Below are 25,403 nucleotides of genomic sequence, written 5' to 3'. Positions count from 1 at the left end.
ATTCATCCCTACTTTCTCCGTTATTTATACTAAATATCTTTACGAACAATTGGCATACTCATGCAACGTGGACCCCCACGACCACGAGATAATTCCGAACTTAGAACCTCAATCACTTCTATACCGTGTTCCCGTAATAACGTATTAGATACATAGTTGCGATCATATGTAACAACTACACCTGGCGCGATTGCTAATGTGTTCGAGCCATCATTCCATTGTTCACGAGCAGAAGCAATTACATCTCCTCCTCCACATGGAATTAGAACTAATTCACTTAAGCCTAATACCTCTTTTAATGCTTCCATTAAAGAAGTACGATGTGTAATTTTAAGAGTTTCCTCATCTGATCCTTTTTCTAAAATATAAATATTCATATTCCCTTTTGGCCCTTGAATGGCTGGATGAATTGTAAACTTGTCATAATCAACCATTGTAAATACTGTATCTAAATGCATAAATGCTCGGCATTTTGGAATTTCTATTGCTAACACTTTCTTGATTTTATTTTGTCGGCTAAAGAGGTTTTTAGCTAAACGTTCAATTGCTTTAGCTGAAGTACGAGCAGATACTCCAATCGCAATTGTTTCTTCATTTAAAATTAGCTCGTCGCCACCTTCAATTGGAAATTTATAATCACGATCTAACCAGATTGGTACATTATGTTTTGCAAATCTTGGATGATATTTAATGATGTACTCCATGAATAATGATTCACGTCTACGCGCTGGTTCTCTCATCTTATTTATCGTTAAGCCATCGCCCACGCTAGCTGCTGGATCACGAGTAAAATATAAATTAGGCATTGGATCTAAGTAAAACGGATAGTGATCTTCCATTAATTCATATAAATGTGTCTTCTTACTTGTTTCAATTTCGTTTTTCCGTACACCGCCCATAATTTTTTGAATTAATTCTTCATTTGAAAAGGAAAGTAAATATTCTTTTAAAGTTTGATGTGCAACATTTACGTCGGCCTGTCCTTCTTTTAAAATACGATCAACAAATTCTTCTCGAAGTTTTTTATCTACTAACGCCTCAGCGGCTAGTTTTTCTAAATAAAGAACTTCAACACCCCGATTGCGTAACGTTTGTGCAAAATAATCATGCTCTTTTTGAATAATTGGTAAGTATGGAATATCGTCAAATAATAATTGCTGCAAATAATCTGGCGTCAAGTTTTCCACTTCTTTACCCGGTCGTTTTAATAAAACCGTTTGTAATTCTCCAATTTCTGAAGTAACATGTATCGGATGTTTCATTTGTTGTACCTCCTTTTAAATATGTTTGATGTCTTACAAGTACATAATAAATGCTCTGCACTTTCATCTTTGTGAAAGTATCCACATTATCATTGTGAAATATTAAACAAGTTATTTTTTTAAAATCATACGAATATGTATTTTTATAACAAACTATCTCGCTTTCTCAATAAAAAATACATATATTACGCATATATGTTGAATATTTAACTTCCGTATTTAAACAAAAATCCTGTTTTTAATTTTATTAAAAACAGGATTTTTGCATCTAAATAATTAAATTTAATCTTTCTTCTATAATCTCCCTATCTGATTTCGACTGTGAAATTATAAGGCATGTATCATTTCCGCATATACATCCTATTTTTTCTTTCCAATCTAACTCATCAAATAAAACACCAATAACATGTGCATTACCAGGTAATGTTTTAATAACCATTAATTGATCTACACAATCAATTTTTACAACAACTTCTCGTAATTTTTTCTTTAACTTTATATCAGTTTGTACATGCTCTTCTGAGAAAACTTTATATATCATTAATCCTTCTTGAGAAGGTACCTTCGTTAAGTTTAACTCACGAATATCGCGAGAAACCGTAGCTTGTGTTACTAATACATCTTTTTTTGCTAACAATTCTACTAATCTTTCTTGCTTATCTATTTCATACTCCTTTACAAATTGTTTAATTAACCGTTGTCTTTTTTCTTTTTTCATAAAAGACACCCCTTTTAATATTATAGCTCGCTATAATTTTCATCCGAAAGGGACAGAAAAGAATGTTGCGGAAACGTTCATAGTTTAACTGTAAATATTAAATCAAGCTAAATAAAAAAGAGAAGAACAGCATTCTGTTCTTCCTTTTACATTGAAAATCGTTCAATTGTTTGTTTCAAATCAGTTGCTTGCTTCTCTAAATCCTTTAATAATTGATCGATTACTATCATATTTTTAGACTGTTGTAGCGTCACACGCGCCACTTCTTGCGAACCAGCTGACGTTTCTTCAGCAATTGCTGCTACAGCTTTTGTTTGTGCTCCTGTTTGATGAATGTGGCTCACTTGTTCATTCATATAACTACTAATTTGCTGAGTTGCATCGGCTACTTCCATAACACTTGATGACATTTCTTTTAAAATTAATTCCGTAGCTTCCCCACGTTTCGCCTCTTCTTTAGCTATTTTCACTTGTTCTGTCATTTTCATTGCAACTTGTTGTACTTCATCTTGCATATTCCGTAATAACTGCGATATGTTTCTTGCAGAATGATTACTTTCATCAGCAAGTTTACGTACTTCTTCCGCAACAACCGCAAAGCCTCTTCCATGCTCTCCTGCGCGAGCTGCCTCAATAGAAGCATTTAGTGCTAATAAATTCGTTTGGCTAGCAATCGCACTCACAACAGACACAATATGTTCTACTTGTTTCATTCGTTCTTCTAACTTCTGTACATTTTGCATTGAATCTTCATTTTCTTTTGCCAATGTTTGAATACCTTGAATTAAAGACGTAAAGACACGAGTACTATGCCCTAAAGCTTCAACCATTTCTGAAGACAATGTATCAGACTGCTTCGCTTTTTCTTCTACTTCACTTGCAATAGAAGTCGTTGTATCAACAGCAGAAACAATTGCTTGAATTGATGCCGCTGATTGCTCAGCGCCTGAAGAAATTTCTGCAAGTGTCTCTGATACACCTTGCGCTTGTCTCGTTGCTTCGCCTGTTTGTTTTCTAATCTGCTGTACTTGATTATTTGTATACGAAAATGTTGTATCAATATTTTTTACCATGCCCCTTAAGTTTCCTAACATCATATTAAATGCAACACTTAAAGATTTAATTTCATCATCTGTCTTCGGTAATGGAACATCTTCACGAATATCACCCTCAGCTGCTTTTCTTGCCGCTTCCTCTAACTTGCGAAGCGGTTTAATTAAAAATACGGCTGCTCCATATGCTAAAATTCCAGACCATACTACCCCTAATAACATAACGATAATATTATATACAGTTTGACTTACATAACTTTGAAAATAATCGTATATCACGTAAATAAAAAAGATACTTGTTGAATATGTAATAAAAGCTAAAACTGTAGTGAATAGCATAAGTTGTGTACGTAATCCAAAAGAAAATGTTTTCCTTTCTTTTTCCATCTTCCCTTTCCCCCTTTTTATAAGCAATATAAATACTACCTATATATTATTATCCATATTTTCATTATAGAAGGATATAGAGATTTCAAAAAATATTATTTCTTTGAATATCAAATTGCACGTAAAAAATAAAGGATTCTGACAATTTATGACTAATAACAGAAATAAGGGGCAACATTTGTAAAATATATTTTTAACTGGGGGTTTTGTATGATTCAAGTTCGAAATCTAGTAAAATCATTCGGTTCACTTGATGTGTTAAAAGGAATTGATTTAGAAGTAAAAGAAAAAGAAGTTGTTGTTTTAATTGGTGCCAGTGGTTCTGGTAAAAGTACATTACTTCGCTGTCTTAACTTTTTAGAAATGTACGATGAAGGCGAAATTCACTTACAAGGTGAGCGAATTGAGCCAAAGCATTCAAATTTAAATAAAGTCCGTGAAAATGTCGGTATGGTTTTTCAGCACTTTAACCTCTTTCCTCATATGACCTCACTAGAAAACATCATAGAAGCACCTATTCACGTAAAAAAATTAGAGAAAGCAAATGCAAAGGATATTGGAACTCAACTTCTCCAAAAAGTCGGCCTTCAAGATAAAGCAGATGTAACTCCTCATCTTCTTTCAGGTGGTCAAAAACAGCGCATTGCCATTGCACGAGCTCTTGCAATGAGCCCTAAGATTATGCTATTTGATGAGCCTACCTCAGCTTTAGACCCTGAACTTGTTGGAGAAGTATTGCAAGTTATGAAAGAACTTGCTGAAGAAGGGATGACAATGGTTATTGTTACTCATGAAATGAATTTCGCAAGAGATGTAGCTGATCGCGTCATCTTTATGGATGATGGAAAGATTGTAGAAGATGCTCCGCCAGCACAATTCTTTTCAGCTCCATCACATGAACGGGCAAAACAATTTTTACGCAACGTTTTATAATGTAACTTTTGTTTCGAACGAAAAAGAATACATTCATACGGTGCACAACTAATCATCCAAATAAAATATTTCAATAACATACTAAAAAACCATCCGTATGATCAATATATAGGAGGGATTTTATGAAAAGAAAACTATTAACCATTGTTGCTAGCATTACACTATGTACATCTTTCATACTAGGAGCTTGTAGCAAAGAAAGCTCTACTACTTCAACAAATGGTGAAAAAGAATTTCGCTATGCGATGAGTGGATTATACAAACCTTTTAACTATAAAGAAAATGACGGCAAACTTGTCGGTTTTGATGTAGAAATCGGTGAAGCTCTTGCTAAAAAGATGAACATGAAGGCTACGCCAGTTACAAACCCATGGGAAACGCTGATTCAAGGTCTTCAAGCGAAGAAATATGATGTAATACTGGGTAGTATGGCAATTACAGAGGAGCGCTTAAAAGCTGTTAGTTTCTCAAATCCGTACTATCGCTCCGGCGCCCAAATTTTTGTAGCTAAAAAGAATAACGCTATCTCTTCTCCAGAAGATTTAAAAGGTAAGAAAATTGGTGTTGTAAAAGCTAGTACCTTTAAAAATCTTGTTGCAAAATATACAGATCAAATCACAGAATATGACAGCGATATTACTGCTCTTATGGATTTAGAGCCTGGGCGTGTTGACGCAGTAATTACGGATCAAATGGTTGGTCTACGTATGATAAAAGAAGGAAAATCAAATATAAAAGAAGCCGGAAAACCATTAAATCTTGATGAAATGGGAATTGCTATTCGCAAAGATGATAAAGAAATGGTTGAGAAAGTAAATAAAGCGTTAGATGAAATCATTAAAGATGGTACGTATGAAAAGATCAGTAAAAAATGGTTCGGGCGTAATATTCTCGGTGAAGAGGAAAAAACGAAGTAAGTTAGCCATTCAAAAGATTCATAAACAGTGCCCCACTGATTAATTGTTCATTTCATGTGGGGCATTTCATTCTCTACTAAAATCTATACAATATGAGGTGAAACGCATGTTTGAAATTTTTATCTCTACCTATCCCACACTCTTAAAGGCTACTATTGTCACATTACAATTAACATTAACCTCCCTAGTACTCGGTTCATTAATTGGATTATTATTTGCTTTCTTTCGAATCTCGAATAACAAAGTTTTAAATAGCATTGCTCATATCTATATTGCTATTATTCGTGGTACACCTTTAATCGTTCAAATCGCAATTCTCTATTTTGGCATTACATCTGTCATTGTTTTCTCCCCTTTTTGGGCAGGAGCAATCGCTTTAGCAATTCATAACGGTGCATATATTACGGAAATTTTCCGGGGATCCATTCAATCCGTCGACCGGGGACAATTGGAAGCCGCTCGCTCCTTAGGTATGCCTTATCCTTTAGCTATGCGCCGGATTATATTACCACAAGCATTTCGTCTGTCTCTTCCTCCTCTAGGAAACCAATTTATTATCGGATTAAAAGACTCTTCACTTGTCGCTTACGTAGGACTGTCCGAATTATGGGGATCAGGTTTATCAATTGCAGCAGGTAACTTCCAACAATTAGATACTTACATAATCGTTGGTGTATACTATCTCGTACTTGTTCTTCTATTTACTTATTTTGTTAATCTTTTAGAAAAACGACTACAACGAAAAGAAACTAACTCCGTCCAATTCCATAAAAAGAACAAAAAAGAAGTTTCTTTATAAGAAAAAGCAAGCCTGAGATGGCTTGCTTTTTCATTGCAAAAATATATTAATTTTTACTGATTTACTTTTTTAATACTCTTTTCTTCCTCTATATGTTCCTCACGATATGAAATATTATGAGGATCTAGTCCATTTCCTAAAGAACCATAGAAATGCTCTCTATGCGGATCCACTAATTCACTTCCTTGATAATACACACGTGGTGTATTCCATAGCGCTGCCAAAGCTTTTGTCATCGGCATCTCATGATAGCGTTCCGGCCACATTTCTTTAATCTTCTCTTTTACTAACGGATAGTATTTAGAACTCATAGCAGGAAACAGATGATGTTCTGTATGATATGAGAAATTGAAATGTAAAACGTCTACCCAGCGCGGCACTGTTACTGACAAACAGTTTGCTAACGGATCATTTACTGGAACAATTGGATTTAAGCGGTGATTTGTTGCGATATATGCCATTACAATAAAGTTAGCAATTAACAACGGAATGACATATGCAAATAACCATTTTCCAGGTCCCATAATAAACAATAAACTAATCCAAACTGTCCAAGGCAAAAGAAGTTGAAGCCATACAGATTTTTGATTGGATGACTTGAACTCTTTTATAAAATGAAAGAACATTCGAGTCGAATGCAATGTAAATTGAATTGTTAGTGACAGAAAACTAAAGAATGAACGTACATGTAAAGGCATACGATATACCCAACTCAAAAACTTACTCTTCTTAAGTTTCTCAAGTGTCGGCCATGCATCCGGATCATTCTCTTCATGCTGTGTATGAACATGATGCGTTGCATTATGCCACTTTCTCCAAAGCTTTGGCCCTGTTGATAATGGCATAAATGCAATCGCGCCTAAGAAGTCACGAAGCCATGCCTTTCTTACAACAGTTCCATGTAAAATTTCATGTCCTAAAAATCCAAGTGAAGCAAAACATAATCCAAGAACAATCGCAATTCCTAGATTCGCCCACACATTCAATTCAAATACACCAATCGATATTAACCCCGCCAATGCCACAAGCAAATAAGCCAGTCCACCAAATAAACGAGTAGGCACTGGTTTAAATGCTTTTTTCGGCAAATGTGGTGATACACGTGCTGCATACCACCCAAACGTATGAAGCTCCTTCATCCTTTTGCTCCTTTCTTATGCCGCGCCTTGCGCAACTTACATATATCAATTCTTGCTTCCAGATTGATTTTACTAGATGATCCAAAAAGCATCTATTATAAGGAAAATATACTCACTCTATCGTCACTTATTTTTCGCTTTTATTATCAATGAAAAACATTTCTCTTTTTACTCTCTATCAACCTTTCCACATGATGAATCATAACAATAGAATTTCTATATTGTCAACACCTTTTATGACCTAGTAATAAAAGGTGGTTATATTTTTATAATCATACTTTATTTCACTAAAGAAAATGTATATATTCCATAAGGATTTACCCACTCTATATAGACATTTTCTTAAACGCCATAGACTCTATCTCATTCAATAACTCCCTATGTAATCAACAAACAGAATCACTTGAATTTAGTTTTATATAAATCCTACTACTTCATAATGCCCCACCTAATTAATTATATTAAAATAATTTATAACCTCTTTTAATAAAAATAGACTACTTCTAAAACAACACACATAAATTTCATATAATATGGAAATATTAAAAGGAAAATTGTTCTAAAATCAGGAGGTTTCCGCAATGACAAGTGATACATTTCCACAACTGCCGCTATCTTATTGGATTGAATCTACTCAGCTTCCTACTTTCCCTCGTTTATCCGAAAATATAAAGACGAAAGTTGCTATTATCGGTGCTGGTATTACAGGTATTACTACTGCCTATTTACTTGCAAAAGAAGGCATCGATGTTGTTTTAATTGATTCTGGTCGTATTTTAAACGGAACGACTGGGCATACAACAGCGAAAGTAACAGCACAACATGATCTTATTTATGATGAATTAATAAACCATTTCGGTGTAGAAAAGGCCGGGCTTTACTATGAATCAAATAATCAGGCTCTACAATTCATAAATGAAACTGTTCAAACATATAAAATCGACTGTAATTTCTCAAATGAAGATTCATATTTATATACAACTACCGATAACGGATTAAGAAATTTATCGAAAGAATATGAAGCTTATCAAAAATTAAATATACCTTGTGACTATGTTCAATCTCTATCGATTCCTATTCCAGTACAATCTGCGCTTATAATGAAAAATCAAGCACAATTCCATCCCCTTCTTTATTTAAAAACACTTTTAGAAAAGTTTGTGGAGATGGGCGGAAAGCTCTACGAACAAACAACAGCTATGGATGTGGAAAAGGGAGATCATCCACAAATAATTACAAAAGAGGGCCATCATATCACTTGTGAATATGTCGTCTCTTGTTCACATTTTCCTTTTTATGATGCGAATAGCTTTTTCTTTACGCGAATGTACGCAGAACGCTCCTACGCTCTTGCAATAAAAGCAAAAACGGATTATCCAGGTGGCATGTATTTAAGTATTGATGATCCAAAGCGCTCCTTACGCTATATAACAAACAATGGAGAAAAATTAATTTTGATTGGCGGAGAGAGTCATAAAACAGGACAAGGAATAAATACGATGCTTCATTATGAAGCACTTTATTCTTTTGCTGAAGCAACTTTTGGAATAGACGAAGTTCCTTATAGATGGTCAGCACAAGATTTAATCACTCTAGATAAGCTTCCTTATATCGGACATATTAACGAAAGAAATCCAAATATCTTTGTTGCAACTGGATATCGCAAATGGGGCATGACAACTGGAACTGCTGCCGCTCACCTACTGAAGGACTCCATCCTAAAAGTCCACAGTCCCTATAAAGAACTGTATGCACCATCACGCTTCCATGCAAATCCAGATATAAAAACGTTCCTCTCCCAGAACATTGATGTTGCGAAACATTTAATTGAAGGAAAGATTGAAACCGCATTACGTAAGCCAGAAGATCTCGAAGTTGGTGAAGGATCTGTCGTACATGTTAACGGTAAACGAGCAGGTGCTTATAAGGACAAAGAAGGAAAATTACATATCGTCGATACAACTTGTACACATCTCGGCTGTGAAGTTGAATGGAATAATGGTGATTGTACTTGGGATTGTCCTTGCCATGGTTCTCGTTTTTCAATTGAGGGAGACGTTCTTGAAGGCCCAGCAGATCAACCGTTAAAACGAGTTGATAATGAGTAAACAAATAAAGAAGTTCAACAGAATTACTGTTGAACTTCTTTATTTGTTATAAAATCTTTTCAGATAAATTTCGACACAGGGAGGGAAATATTAACATTAAATAAAATAATATATTCATCTACGAATTAAAAGGGGTGAATATTATGCAACCTTCAGCTCCACCTCATCTAGAATCTACAGAAACTATCTTTTCAAGCTCTATTACAAAACTTGTTGTTTTTATTTGTTGGCTAGCCATTTTAGCTGATGGATATGATTTAGGTATTTACGGTGCCGTTCTACCAAAGCTCCTAGAAGACAAAAGCTGGGCGCTATCACCAGCGCACGCTGGTACAATTGCAAGCTATGCTTTATTTGGGATGTTTATTGGGGCTATTCTAGTTGGAACGATTACAGATCTAATTGGGCGTAAATGGACGCTTATATGCTGTTTAGCACTTTTTTCTATCACAATGGGTTTAGCTGCTATCGCTTCTTCTCCTGAGTTATTTGGATTATCTCGATTTATAGGAGGAATCGGATTAGGCGGTGTTATCCCAACGGCTTCAGCACTTACTGTTGAATATTCACCAAAAAAAAGGCAATCTTTTATTTATGCTCTTATGTTTACTGGCTATCCTTTAGGTATCGTATTAGGTGCTATTTTGTCTATGTTTATGTTAGAAGATTTCGGATGGAGAATTATGTTTGGTATCGGAATGATTCCACTACTCCTCATTCCTTTCATTATTCGCTATTTACCTGAGTCCATTCAATTTTTATTATCACGTAATCGCCAAGAAGAAGTGAAACAAATTCTTAATCGTTTTCAAATTGAATTTCATGTAAAAAATAAAACTCATCAAGCTCCATCTACTATACGAAAGAAAAATGTATTTTTTACTTTATTCTCAAAAGAATACATAAAAGCAACGCTACTTTTTTGGATCACTTATATAATGGGAATGTTTTTAATATACGGTTTAAATACTTGGTTACCACAGATGATGCGCCAGGCGGGATATCCTCTTGGATCTAGTCTGTCTTTTCTACTTATGCTAAATATTACCGCAGCTGTTGGTGCGTTATTTGCTGGAGCAATTGCTGATCGTATAGGCGCAAAAATTGTTATTAGCATCTCTTATCTTATGGCAGCCATATGTATCGGACTATTAACAATCAAGCCATCTGTTACAATCATTTATCTTTTAATTGGCCTTGCTGGTATTGGATCGGTCGGTATTACTCAAATATTAAATGCATATGTAACACAATACTTCCCATCACATATCCGAGCTACCTCCTTAGGCTGGGGACTGGGACTTGGCCGAGTTGGTGCAATTGCTGGCCCTATTCTCATCGGTATTATTATGACAATGCAATATGACTTAGCATGGAATTTTTACTTATTCTCCTTTGCAGGTCTTATCGCAGCTATATCTGTTTTCTTCATTCCTACAAAATAAAAAGAGCACAAACTTACTTGTGCTCTTTTTCATATGCTTCAAACAACATGTCTCGAAATAGTGTATTTAAAATTTCAATATCGATCCCTGATCCCTTTTCAATTCCTTTTACATATTGCCCATAGTAATGAATTTGTTCTTCTAAAAATTGATTTAGCACCTTAATTTTCAATCCAACATCTAATTCAGTACCTGCTTTTTTCTTTATTAACAACTTTTCAATCTCATCTAATACACTACGTTCTAATGGTAATTCTGTAATCAATCGATCAAATTCTACAGGTGGTAAAGTTGCTTTCTCTTCTAGCCACTTACAAGCTAAAATAGGACGTAATACATAAAAGTACTTTTTCAGCTTTACATTCTCACCTTGCAAAAATTCACGATAATTTTTCGACGCCATATGTAAATAATGATATATCGTTGCTTTTGGATCAAAATTCTTCTCACTCATCTGTTGAAGTAGTTCTGGAAAATTAGAGTTTTTCGAATAAAAAATTGGTGATCGAATCCACTCAAGTAAAGCTGGGTTCGACTTCGCGAATAGTTGCAACGCCTTTTTAATATCCCAACCGCTTATATCTAAATCATCACTAATTGGATATTCAATTACATCTCGTTTGTCATGAATTGATAAATACCATTCTACCGGATGTATATAAACAAACCTAACATCATAATCGCTATCTTTCGATGGAAACCCCCAAGCACGACTCCCTGATTCCACCGCAAATAAAATTTTCACATCATTCTCTTTTTCAATTCTTTCTAACTCCAACTCGATTTTCTCTCTCATTTCATAACATCTCCATTTTTTGATTATTTCCTTGGAAATTCGACAATACACTATTAATTTTACTACATACTAAAAAAACTGTCAGAAATTACTGACAGCCTAATAAAACTTCTATTGTTGCTTTTCAATTACAGTAGCAGCAATTCGTTCAAACTCTTTTTGAATCTCCTCTTTATATGAATCTACTATTGAAAAATCCATAGCAGCAATATAAATTCGTTCTAATTTATCACGAACCGATTTTGCTTTCGCTAAGAAAGACATTGCCTCATTCATTTTTGCTTTATACTGAATGGAAACATCACGAATTTCCTTCGCATATTTCTCATCAGTCCCTGGCGTAACAATAAGGGCATACATATCAATAATTTCATCACCCTCACGACTTGGAAAATATTCATGCGGTGCGGTGCTATCAAAAATTGCAAAGCCTAATTCTCTTACGATAACCATATCAAGACTATGCGGGTCAAATCCGCAATGATATACTTCAACTTCAAATCCTTTTTCTTCAGCTGCCTTAGCTAACTTTTTGAGCATCGTTGATTTTCCAGAGCCTGGGCGCCCTTTTATAAAATAACGATGTGGTAACCCTTCTGTTAAATTAGGAACAAAGTCAACTGCTCCTTTCGGTGTTGCAGCTCCTAAAAAACGATGTTTTACAAGCGATTGTCTCCCGCTTTTATCTGCAAATAATTTCTGGATTAGCTGATCGGTTAGTTCATTTGCTTTATTAAAATCTATATTATCAATATATATCTTCTCCCACTCATCATGTATAACCAATGCCTCTTTAAAACGTGCGTAAGCAGACTGAAAAGCTTTGCTTGCTTCTGAAACAAATCTTTCAATTTCTAACTTCTGCTTTCTTAGTTTATCTGAGTCCCAAGCAATTCCTAAATTTATATACTCTTCAACAACTCCTGGCATTTTTGGCTCAATAACATGCGGTGATGTCCCATCAACAATTCCTACTTTTAATTGTGGGATAATTACACCATCAACCGATTTATTGTCAGAAGAACAATGTAAAAATTCAATATCATATCCTTTTCCAACCCATTCACGACCTATTGCCTTTATTAAAGAAGATTTTCCCGTTCCCGGGCCACCCTTTAAGATAAATAACCTGTCTAATCCTTTTAAATTCTCTTCGTATAAATTGTGAAATCCCCTAGCTGTATTACCACCAGCATAATAATTCAATACATTTCCTGTCACTGCACTCACTCCTTCGCAGCATTCTATTTACATAAGCTACAATATGCGAGCGGCTTTATTTGGGTGAATACCTATTTTCTATTGCACACAAAAAGGAAATGAATTACAATTTAACTATCAGAAAATTAAGATTTTAAAACTGAATACTTCTTTATCAAGAGAGGCAGAGGGACCGGCCCTTTGAAGCCCAGCAACCTCAGTTTATACGAACTGAATAGGTGCTAATTCCTGCAAAATGCATTGCATTTTGGAAGATAAAACTCAACTAGCATGTAAAGCTCATCTTTCTTGATACTGAAGGATGAGCTTTTTATTATTTGAAAAACATATATTGGAGGTATGTAAAATGAAAGTAATTGATTTATCACAAACATTTGAAAATAATATGTCTCAATTTCCTGGAACACCTAAAATACAACTAGAAGCTGTTACAAGTGTTGAAGAATCAGGCTATCAAGTTACAGATTTTCATTCTGTCGTTCATGTTGGCACGCATTGTGATGCTCCTGCGCATTTTATTTCAGGCGCAACGACCATCGATCAATTACCGCTGGATCAATTTGTAGGTGAAGCTGTTCTTATTGATGTAACTCATGTACAAGAACGAAAACTACCTAAAGAAGTACTGCACGATGCTGATATAAAAGAAGGAGATATTGTTATTTTCCATTCCAATCTATCTACTAAATGGAACACGGAGGCGTATGAGAAAGAAGCTTTTTATCTTTCTGAAGAATTAGCCGAGGAACTAGTACAATTAAAAGTAAAATCTGTCGGTTTAGATTTTATTTCTCCTGATGAGGTAACGACAGAAACATCACCAATTCATCACATACTACTTGGGAATAATATTTATTTAATCGAAAACTTAACAAACTTAGATGCCATTCACACGAAACGTTTCTTCTTCTCAGCAGCACCTTTAAAAATTAAAGATAGCGACGGTGCTTTTGCAAGGGCATTTGCTGTAATTTTTTAAACAAACTATACAAAAAAGCAAAGATCATCATTGACCTTTGCTTCTATTTTTTTTATTTAAATTAAGAAAGAATTGCTCAACATGAGGACGTAACCAAGCTAAATAATCCTTCTCTTTCTTCTTTGTACAAGCTATTTCTTCCCCATCTACCATTTCAACAAGTTCTAGTTCTAACAGTTGCTTCGTGAATGCTAACATATTCACTTCTTCGGATGGATACTCTTCTTTTAATTTCTCCTCAATTTCCCCCAATAAAAAACCGTCACGCATCATTGCCAATGCATCAATCCAAAGTGGCGGCATTTCATATTTTTCTCCTGTAATTGTGTCTTTTACAGTATAATTCTTTTGCTCTTTTCGAAATTGAATCGTGTGTAAACATACAGTCGAATTTAATGTTAATTCCATCATACCACCTCTTTCATAATATCTGCATAGAAAAAAGGATGCGCGTGCACCCCTTCTTATCTTTTCATAACACTACTGAACCGTTACATGAGCAATCAATCTCATGTCGATATTTTCCTCCATTATAAACGAAGTATTTTATAAAAAAAACCCTTCTTGAAACATTTTATAAAATGTTTATATTTACACAACAAGAACACTTTTCTGAAAAATCTTTTCTCAAATACATTAAACGGTCGGCAGAAAAATTTCTACTTTCGTTCCTACTCCTAGACTACTTTGGATCGTGATACTCCCTTGATGTTCCTTAATAATTTTATATGTAATCATTAATCCAAGTCCTGTACCATTCTCCTTTGTTGTGTAAAACGCCTTGCCGATTTTTTCTAACTTCTCATTCTCTATACCGCATCCTTGGTCTTCAACAGAAATACACAAATGTCCTTGCGTTTTTTGATATGCACGGATATGAATTTCTCCACCCTCTGGCATTGATTCTATTCCATTTTTAATGATATTTAATAACACTTGTTTTAATTGCTTATCATCACCGTTTATAGCCGGTAAATTTCCATCTACTTGTAAATTACATTTAACTCTATATTGCGTTGCATAACTTTCCATTAGATGCACAACATATAGAAGGGTGTCTCGTATATTACACCTTTCATAATTTGTTGGCTTTGGTTTCCCTAACAACATCAATTCACTAACAAATCCATTAACCCTTTCAATTTCTTGTAGCATAATGTCGTAGCTCATCGTATCAGTTGGATTTCTTTCTTTTTGCATTTGCGTAAACCCTTTTAACGCTGTTAGTGGATTTCGAATTTCATGGGCAATTGTTGTAGACATAGTCCCAATCACAGCTAAATTTTCCGTCTCTTTCATATTGTTCATCATTTCAACCACTGTTCTTACATAAGATTGAAATCGTTTTAATAAAGAATGTGAAATAATGAAATAAAATACACATAAAACAAGTGGAATTATCACTTTTAAATCTTGTAATAGCAATGTGAAAAATACGTACTTTCCAATTACACTAAAGGAAACTAAATAAAAGTATTTTCTATTCACGAAAACTGGGGCAAATAAAATTAACAACATTTCTACCATACTACCATGTTCAAAAGGTCTATCCGTTCGCAAATAAATCATTAAATTATTAACAAGATTGATAAACATGTATCCAAATAAAAATAAATATTTTACAGAATATACATACCCTCTTTTTTGAAGATATATAGAAATAGGAAATAATGCTATTACAAATATAGGCACACCTATCCCAAGACTACCTTCTGGCCACCCTACCGCTGTTCCACTAATATTCATAGCAGGATATACAAAATAATATATAGCGTCATATAAAAAGAATATAATATAAAATAATAATATAAATACCTTTAAGGCTCTTCTTTCTTCATAAATCAAGCTCTTGTATTTGTTCATATAAAAACTCCCCTTGATCGATACAAAAAACTTTCATTGTTATCTCCTTAAAGTATAAGTATGAAATTGCTTTCAGGGCAATATTTAACCTTATAATACTAAAAGGAAGGAGATCTCTCCTTCCTTTTAGTAACAACTTATATCCAACTTACCCTATCATGTAACAATCCATCAGTAAATTTATTATGCCCTATTACAAAATCCTTCATATATAAATTTAAATACTCACCGTACTTACTTTCTGTATTTAATAACAACTCCTCGACGTAATAAGCGCCTTGTTCAAATTGATCTAAAAGTAAACTAGACAAGCCCGCATAAATCCCGCACCCTACCTGAAAATACGTTGCATTCGTTTTATATTTACGAAAAACTTGGCTACTATTCATTACATTATACATATATGTCTCACTATTTTCATAAACGAGTAACACACCGACCAAGTCCTCTCCAGCAACCTCTTCTTCCGCTGGATTAAACACTTTACGATTCCAGTTCCATAAATCTTCTACTTGATCTAAGTTCTGTCTAATTATATTTGTTGTATACTCATTAATTCGGTAAAGAAAACCAACTTCCATATTGAAGTTTTTCCCTAAAATTAATACTTCCTCATGTGGCATTAAACAACCATAGAATTCTTTTTCTCCTAACTTCACTTTATACTCTGAAGCATATACATCTTCATAAAAGTAAAGAGGACGATGATGACTCATATACATCGGATAACTCCAGATTGCTTCATCTAAAAATCGCTCTACTGCCCATGAAGCATAAAGTGTATGTGGCTTTATAAGTGCTGTATCATGCAAAAACGACGTGTCATGTTCTACAATATAACATGCTCTTGGCCTTTCATTTGGTCGTTCCTTCATAAGCTCAACAACCATCCATTGAACAACACCTGGATTCATACCTGAACCTATAATCGCTTTTGTATTTGTAAATTTCTCTTTCTCCTTCTCAAACCTTGTATATCTTTCCGTAAGCTGAAAGCCGATTAAGCTGTCGTCCTGATCTACTGCTTCATTTTCCAAGGCTGAATTAATATAACAAATTCCTAATTCATTACAGCAGCTTAATACTCTAATTGTATCTGCCCCTGAAACATCAATCACAACACTCGTACTTTTTTCTTTTAAATGTTGTTTAAATTCCACTACATTTTGAAGGTTTATCTCATATAAATATAATTGACCTTTCAAATTCGAAAACAACTCATCATAATAAGTCCTATCTTTTTGTTTTATATCCACTAAATGAAATTTGGCATTCTTTAATACTTCATAAATTGGATCTTTTTCATTTGCTATCGCTTGATTTAAAATTGCTAAAACTGCTTTTGCTGCTCCACCAGCACTACCAAGCAATGTAATTGATAACGAATTCGGAAACTGCTCCACAAACAAAACCCCTTTAATAAATTAGTTGAGCAACTCCTCCTCAAAAAATAAATTGAATACATAAAAAGATAGCTCGTACACAATTTTTATAAGTTAGTGCAAAGTTACCTTTTAAAAAATCACACTATACTATGTTTATATTCAATTCATTTTTCCCCTCATCTTCAAATTAAACTAAAACAAATAGGCTCGACCTTTTCTTCTGCATATAAAAGAAAAAGTCAGCCCTTCCAACTAATCTACGGACAATGGACGGATTTTACATGTTGAATATTCACATACATTTTTGCATCACGTGCTTTTGATATTTCAATATGCCCTTCATCAATTTTCGCCATTTTTCCAATTTTATTGGACTCCTCACCTAAATCAAACACCATAATTTTCCCAGTCATTTTAATAAGCTGCTCTTCAAATGTTCTAGCTAATGTAATATTTAACGGATTTACGGGGAGTTCATTTTTATTGAGGGCATACGGTACTTGGTTTTCTTTATACGGAATTAACCATTTTAAATGCTTTAAAGATATATATACCGTTTTATAAACCGGACTATAAAAAACAATATAGTCGTTCATCACACTTGTAACATAACCATGTATTGGAGCATTTCCTGCTACATAAACTTCTGTAAAAATCCCTTTAGAAGTACTTAATACTTTTCTCAAAGAAATTGAAGGGGATTCCCTCTTAATTACAGAATCAACATCTGGTTTTAGTATGTCTTCGTCATGTGGTCTTAAAAATTTATAGTATTGTACATGATATAAAGATATATATACATAGTCTTGTCCATTGTAAAGAACAATAATGTCATTTCCTACGTCTATTAATATACCTTTAAACCTTTTTTCACCGATTAATTTAACATATATATTTTCCCCAATACTTTTGTTTAACTCATTCATCTATATCCTCCTTCCTATGAATTTCAGCTTTCCTATCTTTCGTTTCAAAAAAATAATCAGGGCAATGTTCTGTCTTAATAGTAAGTAATTCCTTTTCATACTATCGAAATAAGAAATTGTTCTTCTCTTTCCCTCATAATGCCCCTCTTATTTATTAAACATTATTCATCTTCATTCTTTTTACATTTCACTACTTGACTCACACTCTTAATATGATAATTAATGATATAAATAACTTCATCACCGTTTACTAGCGTAATACATTCTTCATGCACTTCACTTAATAAGCCTTCTACACACTCTGGGCCGCCACGATTAATCTTTACCCACTTATACTTCAAGTCACATAATACATCGACAAAAGTATCATCATCAGAGCAGAAACATGAAACATAGCCGTCGCCACATTTACTTTCTTTCACTTTCTTAACTAGACTTTTCACATGTTTCAATTGGTAATATACTAATTCACCAAGAGGAAGTTGTAATGTAAGGTAATCTCTTCCTAACGATACAAGTACCCCCACTCGACTCTCTGGTCCACGAAGATTTACTTTTACAGTCTCACCGACTAAGCCTTTAATTTGTTCACAGCATAATATACTTTCCAAATTTATATCCTCCTTTCTTATTATCTTCCTCTTCTTGACTGTCTTTGTGCGCGAGCTCGACCTGAATTATTACTTTCACTTTCGCTTTCACTTTCGCTTTCTTCGCTCTCTCTACAAGGTACTGTTACACTCTTAATATGAGATACTGCAACTAATATAACTTCTTCTTTTACAATTAGTGTCACAAATTCACAAGAAACATCTTGTAAAATACCTTCAACTTTCTCTGGGCCACCACGATTAATTTTCACCCAGCAATATTTGAAGCTTTGAAGTAACTTTTCAAAGTCATCTTCACATTCACATTCCAACCATCTGCAATCATCTGCTTTACAATCTTTCGCATTTTTTGTAATACTTTTCAGATGACGAATCTGATAGTAATAGAGCTCTCCTTTTTCATTCTTTAATACAAAGTAATCCGAACATACAGCGACTATTGTCCCTTTTTGAGATTCTGGACCACCCCTGTTTACTCTCACAAAAGATCCAATTAAGTCTTTCAGAAAATCACAATGAAATAAACTCACGAGAAAACCCCTTCCATTAATTTATAAGCTTTTGCACTGATAGTATATGTATCTGTACAGGTTACGTTCTCTATGTTTGTCCTAGCTAGAAAAAAATATGCTTTTAACATGGTAGACTACTACCTATCAAAATTTGAAGAAAGGCTAAGAACTCCTTATGTTTTTGATATCTTCAAACAAAAAATCCCTTATGAATATACATTTCTGTATATCTTCATAAGGGATTTTCCATAGTTTAATCTTCGTCTTTAACATCCATATCTTCTGGAATTGGTTCGTTCAATATTTCTTCCACTAATTGCTTATATTTCTCCATTTGCTCTAAATGTGTATTAAATTGTTCTTTATTTACTAAATATTGCTCTCCATCGAATAGCGCACGAATTTTCTTTTGCTGAATTAACTCTTCAATATACGATTTTGGTAAATTCAAATACTCCGCAGTCTCTTCTACTGTTATATACAATGCGTTCATTCCTTTATTATTTTTTCATCTATACTGTATCTTACTTTATTTTTGTAAACAAATAAAAAAGATTTTGTAAATGCAGTTCAAAAAGCAGGTAGATGCATTCCATATATTGTATAGTATTATATAGTAAGAATTTTTTAAATATAGAATGGTATTACCCATTTACACAAAGGAGAGTTAACATATGGCTACTCGTCACATCATTACAATGTTAGAAAAAACACTACAAGTTGAAACAGAAAACACAATTTCTCATTTGAATGTATCTTTATCTGATCGTTTTCTTTCTCAAAGCACAGCAATACATGAAAACAATTGTTATCATACAATTGGTGAATGGTACAAAAATCATTTCTTATTCCAACAAGATGATTTCCTTTGGGCTAAATATGCCTTCTATGACGCATATTGTGAAGCCATCAAAAAACAAGGTCATCTTACAAAACGTGTTCGCCAAATATTAGAATCATTAGCTCGAATGCATGGAAAACAGTATATTGCTTCTATACTAAATATGCCATTTCCTAATGAACGCGCTAAAGGGACAGCGTAATTTAGCCATGTTCTGCGTAAGCAAAACATAGCTAAATTGTTTTCTAGGATGCTTTACCAATAAAATGTTCATATCATATGAACTGATGAAACCGGTGTCATTATAATGATAGAAAATATAGTAAACAGGAAAACCCCCACGTACATCTCTCATCCATTTGAATAGAGAAATACGTGGGGGTGTACTTGTTCCTTATTATTTCATCATCTGCTTAATCAGTTCGCGATTTCTCTTCTTAAATACTTCATTATGAGAAGAAACCATTCCGTACTCACTTGCATCTGGTTGGATAAATTGTTTTGCTTTATTCACAGCATTTCCCGCATCTTGGAATGCACCTGCAATTAAGTGTAGTTTCCCTTCGTGCTTTAAAATATCTCCAGCAGCATATAATCCATCTACTGAAGACTCACTATTTGCATTACCTGCAATATAATAATTATCTATAATTGCAACGTCTAACTCACTATTTTCTAATAATGTAATGTCGCGTTCATATCCATGATTAATAATAACTTCATCAATAGGTAAATGAGAAACCTCACCTGTTTCATGATTTGTTAATTCTACATATTCGATTGCTTCATGATTATCACCAGCAATTAATTTTGTAATCGATGTATTAAAGAAACACTCCGCTGAGCTGTTCATAAGTTGTTTTACTTGTGCTTCATGACCAGATAATTCTTCTTTTCTATACGTTACATACACTTTTTTCGCAATTGGTTCCAATTCATTTGCCCAATCAACAGCAGAATTGCCTCCACCGGAAATAATAACTGTTTTACCTTTGAAACGCTTTAAAGATTTAACTGTATAATTTAAATTCGATACTTCAAATCGCTCAGCACCTTCAATAGATAACTTTTGCGGTTTCAATATACCACTTCCTGTTGCGACGATAACTGTTTTTGAAAAGTGTTCTTCCCCAGTACTTGCTTTTAATGTAAAAGTACCATCTTGATTACGAATAATTGATTCCACTTTTGTATCTAATACAACTTCTGGCTTAAATGTTAACCCTTGCTGTACAAGTTGTTCAATTAACTTATCACCTGTAACTGGCAATAGTCCTCCTACATCCCAAATCATTTTTTCCGGATACACATGTATTTTTCCACCTAACTGTGGTTGAAATTCTATTATTTTTGTTTTCATCTCTCTGAGTCCACTATAAAAAGCTGAATAAAGCCCTGCAGGTCCCCCGCCTATCACGGTTACATCAAACAATTCTTCTCTATTCATTAACCTTCACTCCTCAGCTACCAATCATTGATTATCATTCTCAATAAAATATAACCTGTTTCTGCAAAATTTACAATTAAAATTACTATTGACAATACAACTAGATAAAATTATATTATTTAATGAATCAATAGTGATAATCATTATCAATTTGTTAATAATTAGCAAATTTGAGATTACATCTTCTTTTATTAATATGGTTAATACTATATTGTAGAATCTCACATTCAAGATTTTTAATAAACATTTTGCGTTACCACTACTCTTTCAAAAAGATTACAGTTAAACAAATTATTGTATACACATATCATCTATGTTAAAGGAGAAAGACGATGAAAAAGTTATTTATTTCACTAACAGTTCTTTTCGTTCTTGTTATGAGTGCTTGTAGCAATGGCTCTACAGACAAAAAGAACGATACAAAAGGTAGTAAATCAGAAACAATTACATACCAATCTGAAAATGGTAAAGTAGAAGTGCCTGCAAATCCAAAACGCGTTGTAGTTTTATCATCATTCGCTGGTAACGTAATGTCATTAGGAGTAAATCTTGTTGGGGTAGATTCATGGTCTAAACAAAACCCACGTTTTGATAGCAAATTGAAAGATGTTGCTGAAGTATCAGATGAAAATGTTGAAAAAATCGCTGAGCTAAACCCAGATTTAATCATTGGTTTATCAAATATTAAAAATGTTGATAAGTTAAAGAAAATCGCTCCTACTGTAACATACACTTACGGAAAAGTTGATTACTTAACACAGCATTTAGAAATCGGTAAGTTATTAAACAAAGAAAAAGAAGCAAAAACTTGGGTTGATGACTTCAAGAAACGTGCACAAGACGCTGGTAAAGAAATTAAAGCAAAAATCGGTGAAGATGCTACAGTTTCTGTTGTAGAAAACTTCAACAAACAGCTTTATGTATACGGCGAAAACTGGGGCCGTGGAACAGAAATTCTGTACCAAGAAATGAAATTAAAAATGCCTGAAAAAGTAAAAGAAAAAGCGTTAAAAGAAGGTTACTACGCATTATCTACTGAGGTATTACCTGAGTTTGCTGGTGATTACTTAATCGTAAGTAAAAACAAAGATACTGATAACTCATTCCAAGAGACAGAATCATATAAAAACATCCCAGCAGTAAAAAATAATCGCGTATATGAAGCAAACATGATGGAATTCTATTTCAATGATCCACTTACATTAGACTTCCAACTAGACTTCTTCAAGAAGAGCTTTCTTGGTAAATAATACAAACATGAGGAATTCTTAATTTAAGAATTCCTCTTCCTTTATTCTATGAACAGAAAAGATGTGAAACGAATGACAAAAGATCATGACAATCCACGTTCTATAGCTTTTACATATAAACTAATTTTAAGCTTAATTGCATTCTTTCTTATTTTTATGGTTGCAATGGTATTAGGTGCTGCAGATACTTCGATAAAAGATGTATGGTCAGCACTCACTTCCTCCGCTAAAGGAGACAAAATATCTATTATTCGAGAAATACGTTTACCACGTGAAGTTGCTGCTATTTTTGTAGGAGCTGGATTAGCCGTTTCTGGAGCAATTATGCAAGGATTAACACGAAATCCACTTGCGGATCCTGGATTATTAGGGCTATCTGGTGGAGCAAATGCTGCGCTTGCACTGACACTTGCTTTCAACCCTTCCATCAGCTATCTTTACTTAACATTAGCTTGCTTTATCGGTGCTGCAATTGGCGCAATTATGGTATTTGGAATTGGTATGGTGAAAAAAGGCGGCCTTTCTCCTCTTCGAATTGTATTAGCGGGTGCTGCAGTTTCAGCATTTCTACTCGCAATTTCAGAAGGAATCGGCATTTACTTTAAAATTTCACAAGATGTATCACTTTGGACTGCTGGTGGCGTAATTGGAACAACTTGGAACCAATTAAAAATTATTATTCCAGTCATTTCAATTAGTATCTTTATCGCTATCTTACTAGCAAAAAAATTGACAGTTCTTAGTTTCAGTGAGGAAGTGGCTATTGGACTAGGTCAAAAAATTATTGTTATTAAAACTATTTTATTTATCATTATTATCTTACTTGCAGGTGCATCTGTAGCGCTTGTCGGAAATATGGCATTTATCGGCTTAATGGTACCTCACATGGTACGCCCAATTGTCGGTCCAGATTACCGATTTGTTATACCGATGTCAGCAATTGCTGGAGCTTCCTTTATGCTACTTGCAGATACAATCGGACGTACTATTAACGCTCCATACGAAACACCAGTTGCGGCAATTGTCGCGATTGTAGGGTTACCATTCTTCCTATTCATTGTACGTAAAGGAGGAAAAACATTCTCATGATGCAATCTATTCTAAGAAAACAGCGTCTCATTATACTCGCTTTACTTATAGTAATCATCACAACCATTGTAGTTGGAATGGGACTTGGTTCAGCATCTTTATCTTATGATCGACTACTCCCAACATTAATGGGACAAGGGACGTTTAAAGAGGAGTTCGTTTTATACTCTTTAAGACTACCTAGAATTGTCATTACATTATTAGCTGGTATGGCTCTCGCTTTATCAGGTGCTATTCTGCAAGGGATTACCCGAAATGATTTAGCTGAACCTGGTATTCTTGGAATCAACTCTGGGGCCGGTGTTGCTGTCGCTATTTTCTTTTTATACTTTCCAATAGATGTAGGTTCATTTCTTTACTTACTACCTGTCGTTGGATTTATCGGAGCATTTCTGACAGCTGTTCTAATTTACGTATTTTCATATAGTAAATCAACTGGACTTCAGCCGGTGCGATTAACATTAACCGGTATCGGTTTTGCATTTGCACTATCTGGAACGATGATTGTCCTTATTTCATCCGCGGATCGTATGAAAGTAGACTTTATTTCAAAATGGATTGCCGGAAATATTTGGGGAGATGACTGGATCTTCGTTTTCGCAATGCTCCCATGGTTAATCGTATTCATTCCGTTCGTTTTCTATAAAGCAAATCGATTAAACATTCTAGCATTAAACGAGCCCGTCGCAATCGGCGTTGGAATTGAAATTGAAAAAGAACGCAGATACTTATTAGTTGCAGCCGTTGCGCTTGCTGCTGCAGCTGTTTCTGTAACAGGAGGAATTAGCTTTATCGGACTAATGGCTCCTCATATCGCAAAATCTTTAGTAGGTCCGAGACATCAAATTTTCATGCCTATCGCCGTTTTAATCGGCGGATGGCTATTGCTATTAGCAGACACAATCGGACGAAACATAGTTGAGCCTAATGGCATCCCAGCAGGTATTGTCGTTGCTTTAATTGGCGCTCCTTACTTTATGTATTTGTTGCTTAAAAAAGCTTAAAAAACACCCTCAAGATCTTTTCTTGAGGGTGTCTTTGTTTCATTCTACTGCTGCCCATACCCTTCAAACTTCTTCGCCAAATTCTCCATCTCATCTTCTGGCAATAGCTTTGGTTCCCCAATGCTTTTCGTTTGATAATAAATTTGAGCACAAAACTCAATCTCTTCTGCAACAGTAAATGCCATTTTTATATTATTTGCCCCAGCAATTAAACCGTGATTTGCAAGTAGCACAGCACGACGATCAATCATGCCTTCAAAAGCAGCATCCGCTAATTGCTTCGTACCAAATGTTTCATACGGTGCACAGCGCACATTCGGTCCTGCGAAAGCAATTAAATACGACACAGCCGGAAGCTCCCATCCTAATGATGCAATCGTCTTCGCGTAAGGAGAGTGTGTATGCACAAGCGCATTTATATCTTCACGCTTCCTATAGTAAATAAGGTGCATATCTAATTCACTTGATGGTTTTCTCTCTCCTTCTATTACTTCACCATCTAAGTTTAATATAACTACATCTTCAGGCTTTGTTTCATAATACTCTAAACCACTTGGGCTAATCGCAACAAGACCTTGTTCACGATTAAAGATACTAATATTACCACCCGTCCCCTTTGTTAAACCACTAGAAATCATTTTCTTTCCATACGCTACAATTTCTTCTCTTTCTTTTGGTAATAACATATACATCCCCCTAAGTATGAAGCTTATGATGAC

24 protein-coding genes, 2 pseudogenes and 1 riboswitch are annotated in these 25,403 nt (G+C 34.3%); of the genes and pseudogenes, 10 read left to right on the top strand and 16 right to left on the bottom strand.

Features of this window, described 5'->3' with window-relative positions; genetic code table 11:
• Positions 1–29: 29 nt before the first annotated feature.
• The 4 genes and pseudogenes from arcA to MHB52_RS36710 all read right to left on the bottom strand — a co-directional run.
• On the bottom strand, positions 30–1,262 hold the full coding sequence (gene arcA / locus MHB52_RS02165) for an arginine deiminase (protein WP_000682331.1): 1,233 nt from the start codon (positions 1,260–1,262) through the stop codon (positions 30–32).
• A gap of 268 nt (positions 1,263–1,530) precedes the next feature.
• Positions 1,531–1,980 carry an arginine repressor gene (argR, locus tag MHB52_RS02160; RefSeq protein WP_000711827.1) on the bottom strand — a complete coding sequence of 150 codons (450 nt, stop codon included), beginning with the start codon at positions 1,978–1,980 and terminating at the stop codon, positions 1,531–1,533.
• 146 nt (positions 1,981–2,126) lie between these two features.
• A pseudogene (locus tag MHB52_RS36715) lies at positions 2,127–2,699 on the bottom strand (methyl-accepting chemotaxis protein); the annotation flags it as partial.
• A 369-nt stretch (positions 2,700–3,068) separates the two neighbouring features.
• A pseudogene (locus MHB52_RS36710) lies at positions 3,069–3,254 on the bottom strand (HAMP domain-containing protein); the annotation flags it as partial.
• A gap of 375 nt (positions 3,255–3,629) precedes the next feature.
• Here MHB52_RS36710 and MHB52_RS02150 point away from each other — a divergent pair.
• The 3 genes from MHB52_RS02150 (at position 3,630) to MHB52_RS02140 (ending at position 6,068) form a co-directional block, all read left to right on the top strand.
• Positions 3,630–4,352: an amino acid ABC transporter ATP-binding protein gene (locus MHB52_RS02150; protein WP_000616934.1), complete on the top strand. Its 723-nt coding sequence runs from the start codon at positions 3,630–3,632 to the stop codon at positions 4,350–4,352.
• 122 nt (positions 4,353–4,474) lie between these two features.
• Positions 4,475–5,269, top strand: coding sequence for an ABC transporter substrate-binding protein (locus MHB52_RS02145; RefSeq protein WP_000823768.1), 795 nt, complete (start codon positions 4,475–4,477; stop codon positions 5,267–5,269).
• A gap of 43 nt (positions 5,270–5,312) precedes the next feature.
• A complete protein-coding gene (locus tag MHB52_RS02140; RefSeq protein ID WP_115735448.1) occupies positions 5,313–6,068 on the top strand; it encodes an amino acid ABC transporter permease in 756 nt (251 codons plus the stop codon).
• Between the two features lie 53 nt (positions 6,069–6,121).
• Here MHB52_RS02140 and MHB52_RS02135 read toward each other — a convergent pair whose 3' ends face one another.
• Complete coding sequence (locus MHB52_RS02135; protein WP_000661226.1) at positions 6,122–7,207, bottom strand: fatty acid desaturase family protein; 1,086 nt, start codon at positions 7,205–7,207, stop codon at positions 6,122–6,124.
• A gap of 581 nt (positions 7,208–7,788) precedes the next feature.
• On the opposite strand from MHB52_RS02135, the gene MHB52_RS02130 reads away from it, so the two are divergent.
• Together MHB52_RS02130 and MHB52_RS02125 are read left to right on the top strand one after the other, a co-directional pair.
• Positions 7,789–9,315, top strand: coding sequence for an FAD-dependent oxidoreductase (locus MHB52_RS02130; protein ID WP_000199992.1), 1,527 nt, complete (start codon positions 7,789–7,791; stop codon positions 9,313–9,315).
• 143 nt (positions 9,316–9,458) lie between these two features.
• Positions 9,459–10,760 carry an MFS transporter gene (locus MHB52_RS02125; RefSeq protein WP_061662935.1) on the top strand — a complete coding sequence of 434 codons (1,302 nt, stop codon included), beginning with the start codon at positions 9,459–9,461 and terminating at the stop codon, positions 10,758–10,760.
• A gap of 13 nt (positions 10,761–10,773) precedes the next feature.
• Here MHB52_RS02125 and MHB52_RS02120 read toward each other — a convergent pair whose 3' ends face one another.
• Together MHB52_RS02120 and MHB52_RS02115 are read right to left on the bottom strand one after the other, a co-directional pair.
• Positions 10,774–11,556, bottom strand: coding sequence for a nucleotidyltransferase domain-containing protein (locus tag MHB52_RS02120; protein WP_001208232.1), 783 nt, complete (start codon positions 11,554–11,556; stop codon positions 10,774–10,776).
• Between the two features lie 111 nt (positions 11,557–11,667).
• Complete coding sequence (locus tag MHB52_RS02115) at positions 11,668–12,777, bottom strand: PRK06851 family protein (RefSeq protein ID WP_061662934.1); 1,110 nt, start codon at positions 12,775–12,777, stop codon at positions 11,668–11,670.
• 148 nt (positions 12,778–12,925) lie between these two features.
• Positions 12,926–13,038: riboswitch (SAM riboswitch) on the top strand.
• An 85-nt stretch (positions 13,039–13,123) separates the two neighbouring features.
• On the opposite strand from MHB52_RS02115, the gene MHB52_RS02110 reads away from it, so the two are divergent.
• Positions 13,124–13,756, top strand: coding sequence for a cyclase family protein (locus tag MHB52_RS02110; protein WP_000862983.1), 633 nt, complete (start codon positions 13,124–13,126; stop codon positions 13,754–13,756).
• Positions 13,757–13,783: 27 nt separating this feature from the next.
• Here the strand turns inward: MHB52_RS02110 and MHB52_RS02105 are convergent, their stop codons facing one another.
• The 7 genes from MHB52_RS02105 to MHB52_RS02075 all read right to left on the bottom strand — a co-directional run bounded on the left by MHB52_RS02105 (position 13,784) and on the right by MHB52_RS02075 (position 19,546).
• The gene (locus MHB52_RS02105; protein ID WP_000424119.1) at positions 13,784–14,164 is read right to left on the bottom strand and encodes a hypothetical protein; all 381 of its coding nucleotides are present in this window, start codon (positions 14,162–14,164) and stop codon (positions 13,784–13,786) included.
• Positions 14,165–14,392: 228 nt separating this feature from the next.
• Positions 14,393–15,619, bottom strand: coding sequence for an ATP-binding protein (locus MHB52_RS02100; RefSeq protein WP_001046106.1), 1,227 nt, complete (start codon positions 15,617–15,619; stop codon positions 14,393–14,395).
• Positions 15,620–15,756: 137 nt separating this feature from the next.
• Positions 15,757–17,022: an S-adenosylmethionine decarboxylase related protein gene (locus tag MHB52_RS02095; RefSeq protein WP_061662933.1), complete on the bottom strand. Its 1,266-nt coding sequence runs from the start codon at positions 17,020–17,022 to the stop codon at positions 15,757–15,759.
• Between the two features lie 239 nt (positions 17,023–17,261).
• Entirely contained in the window at positions 17,262–17,930 is a 669-nt protein-coding gene (locus MHB52_RS02090) for a hypothetical protein (protein ID WP_001004268.1), read from the bottom strand.
• Positions 17,931–18,091: 161 nt separating this feature from the next.
• Positions 18,092–18,541 carry a hypothetical protein gene (locus MHB52_RS02085; protein WP_000443835.1) on the bottom strand — a complete coding sequence of 150 codons (450 nt, stop codon included), beginning with the start codon at positions 18,539–18,541 and terminating at the stop codon, positions 18,092–18,094.
• Positions 18,542–18,561: 20 nt separating this feature from the next.
• Complete coding sequence (locus tag MHB52_RS02080) at positions 18,562–19,071, bottom strand: hypothetical protein (protein ID WP_000051534.1); 510 nt, start codon at positions 19,069–19,071, stop codon at positions 18,562–18,564.
• 235 nt (positions 19,072–19,306) lie between these two features.
• The gene (locus MHB52_RS02075; protein ID WP_001998970.1) at positions 19,307–19,546 is read right to left on the bottom strand and encodes a helix-turn-helix domain-containing protein; all 240 of its coding nucleotides are present in this window, start codon (positions 19,544–19,546) and stop codon (positions 19,307–19,309) included.
• A 181-nt stretch (positions 19,547–19,727) separates the two neighbouring features.
• Between MHB52_RS02075 and MHB52_RS02070 the strand changes: the two genes are divergently transcribed.
• Complete coding sequence (locus MHB52_RS02070) at positions 19,728–20,096, top strand: hypothetical protein (RefSeq protein WP_000235475.1); 369 nt, start codon at positions 19,728–19,730, stop codon at positions 20,094–20,096.
• Between the two features lie 195 nt (positions 20,097–20,291).
• On the opposite strand, the gene MHB52_RS02065 is transcribed toward MHB52_RS02070, so the two are convergent.
• Complete coding sequence (locus tag MHB52_RS02065) at positions 20,292–21,341, bottom strand: NAD(P)/FAD-dependent oxidoreductase (RefSeq protein WP_061662932.1); 1,050 nt, start codon at positions 21,339–21,341, stop codon at positions 20,292–20,294.
• A gap of 332 nt (positions 21,342–21,673) precedes the next feature.
• Between MHB52_RS02065 and MHB52_RS02060 the strand changes: the two genes are divergently transcribed.
• Genes MHB52_RS02060 through MHB52_RS02050 form a run of 3 tightly spaced genes read left to right on the top strand, consistent with a single transcriptional unit; the run spans position 21,674 to position 24,684 of the window.
• Positions 21,674–22,591, top strand: coding sequence for an iron-hydroxamate ABC transporter substrate-binding protein (locus MHB52_RS02060; RefSeq protein ID WP_000732587.1), 918 nt, complete (start codon positions 21,674–21,676; stop codon positions 22,589–22,591).
• 48 nt (positions 22,592–22,639) lie between these two features.
• Positions 22,640–23,680 carry a FecCD family ABC transporter permease gene (locus tag MHB52_RS02055; protein ID WP_001998969.1) on the top strand — a complete coding sequence of 347 codons (1,041 nt, stop codon included), beginning with the start codon at positions 22,640–22,642 and terminating at the stop codon, positions 23,678–23,680.
• Entirely contained in the window at positions 23,677–24,684 is a 1,008-nt protein-coding gene (locus MHB52_RS02050; RefSeq protein WP_061662931.1) for a FecCD family ABC transporter permease, read from the top strand. Before MHB52_RS02055 ends, MHB52_RS02050 begins: the two co-directional genes overlap by 4 nt.
• A 44-nt stretch (positions 24,685–24,728) precedes the next feature.
• Here MHB52_RS02050 and MHB52_RS02045 read toward each other — a convergent pair whose 3' ends face one another.
• Positions 24,729–25,370 (bottom strand): L-fuculose-phosphate aldolase, encoded by a 642-nt coding sequence (locus MHB52_RS02045; protein ID WP_061662930.1) that lies wholly within the window; start codon positions 25,368–25,370, stop codon positions 24,729–24,731.
• Positions 25,371–25,403 lie beyond the last annotated feature (33 nt).

Origin of the sequence: Bacillus sp. FSL K6-0073 (assembly GCF_038006085.1) — a bacterium.
GTDB lineage: Bacteria > Bacillota > Bacilli > Bacillales > Bacillaceae_G > Bacillus_A > Bacillus_A cereus.
This window is presented reverse-complemented; position numbering and strand designations above follow the sequence as displayed.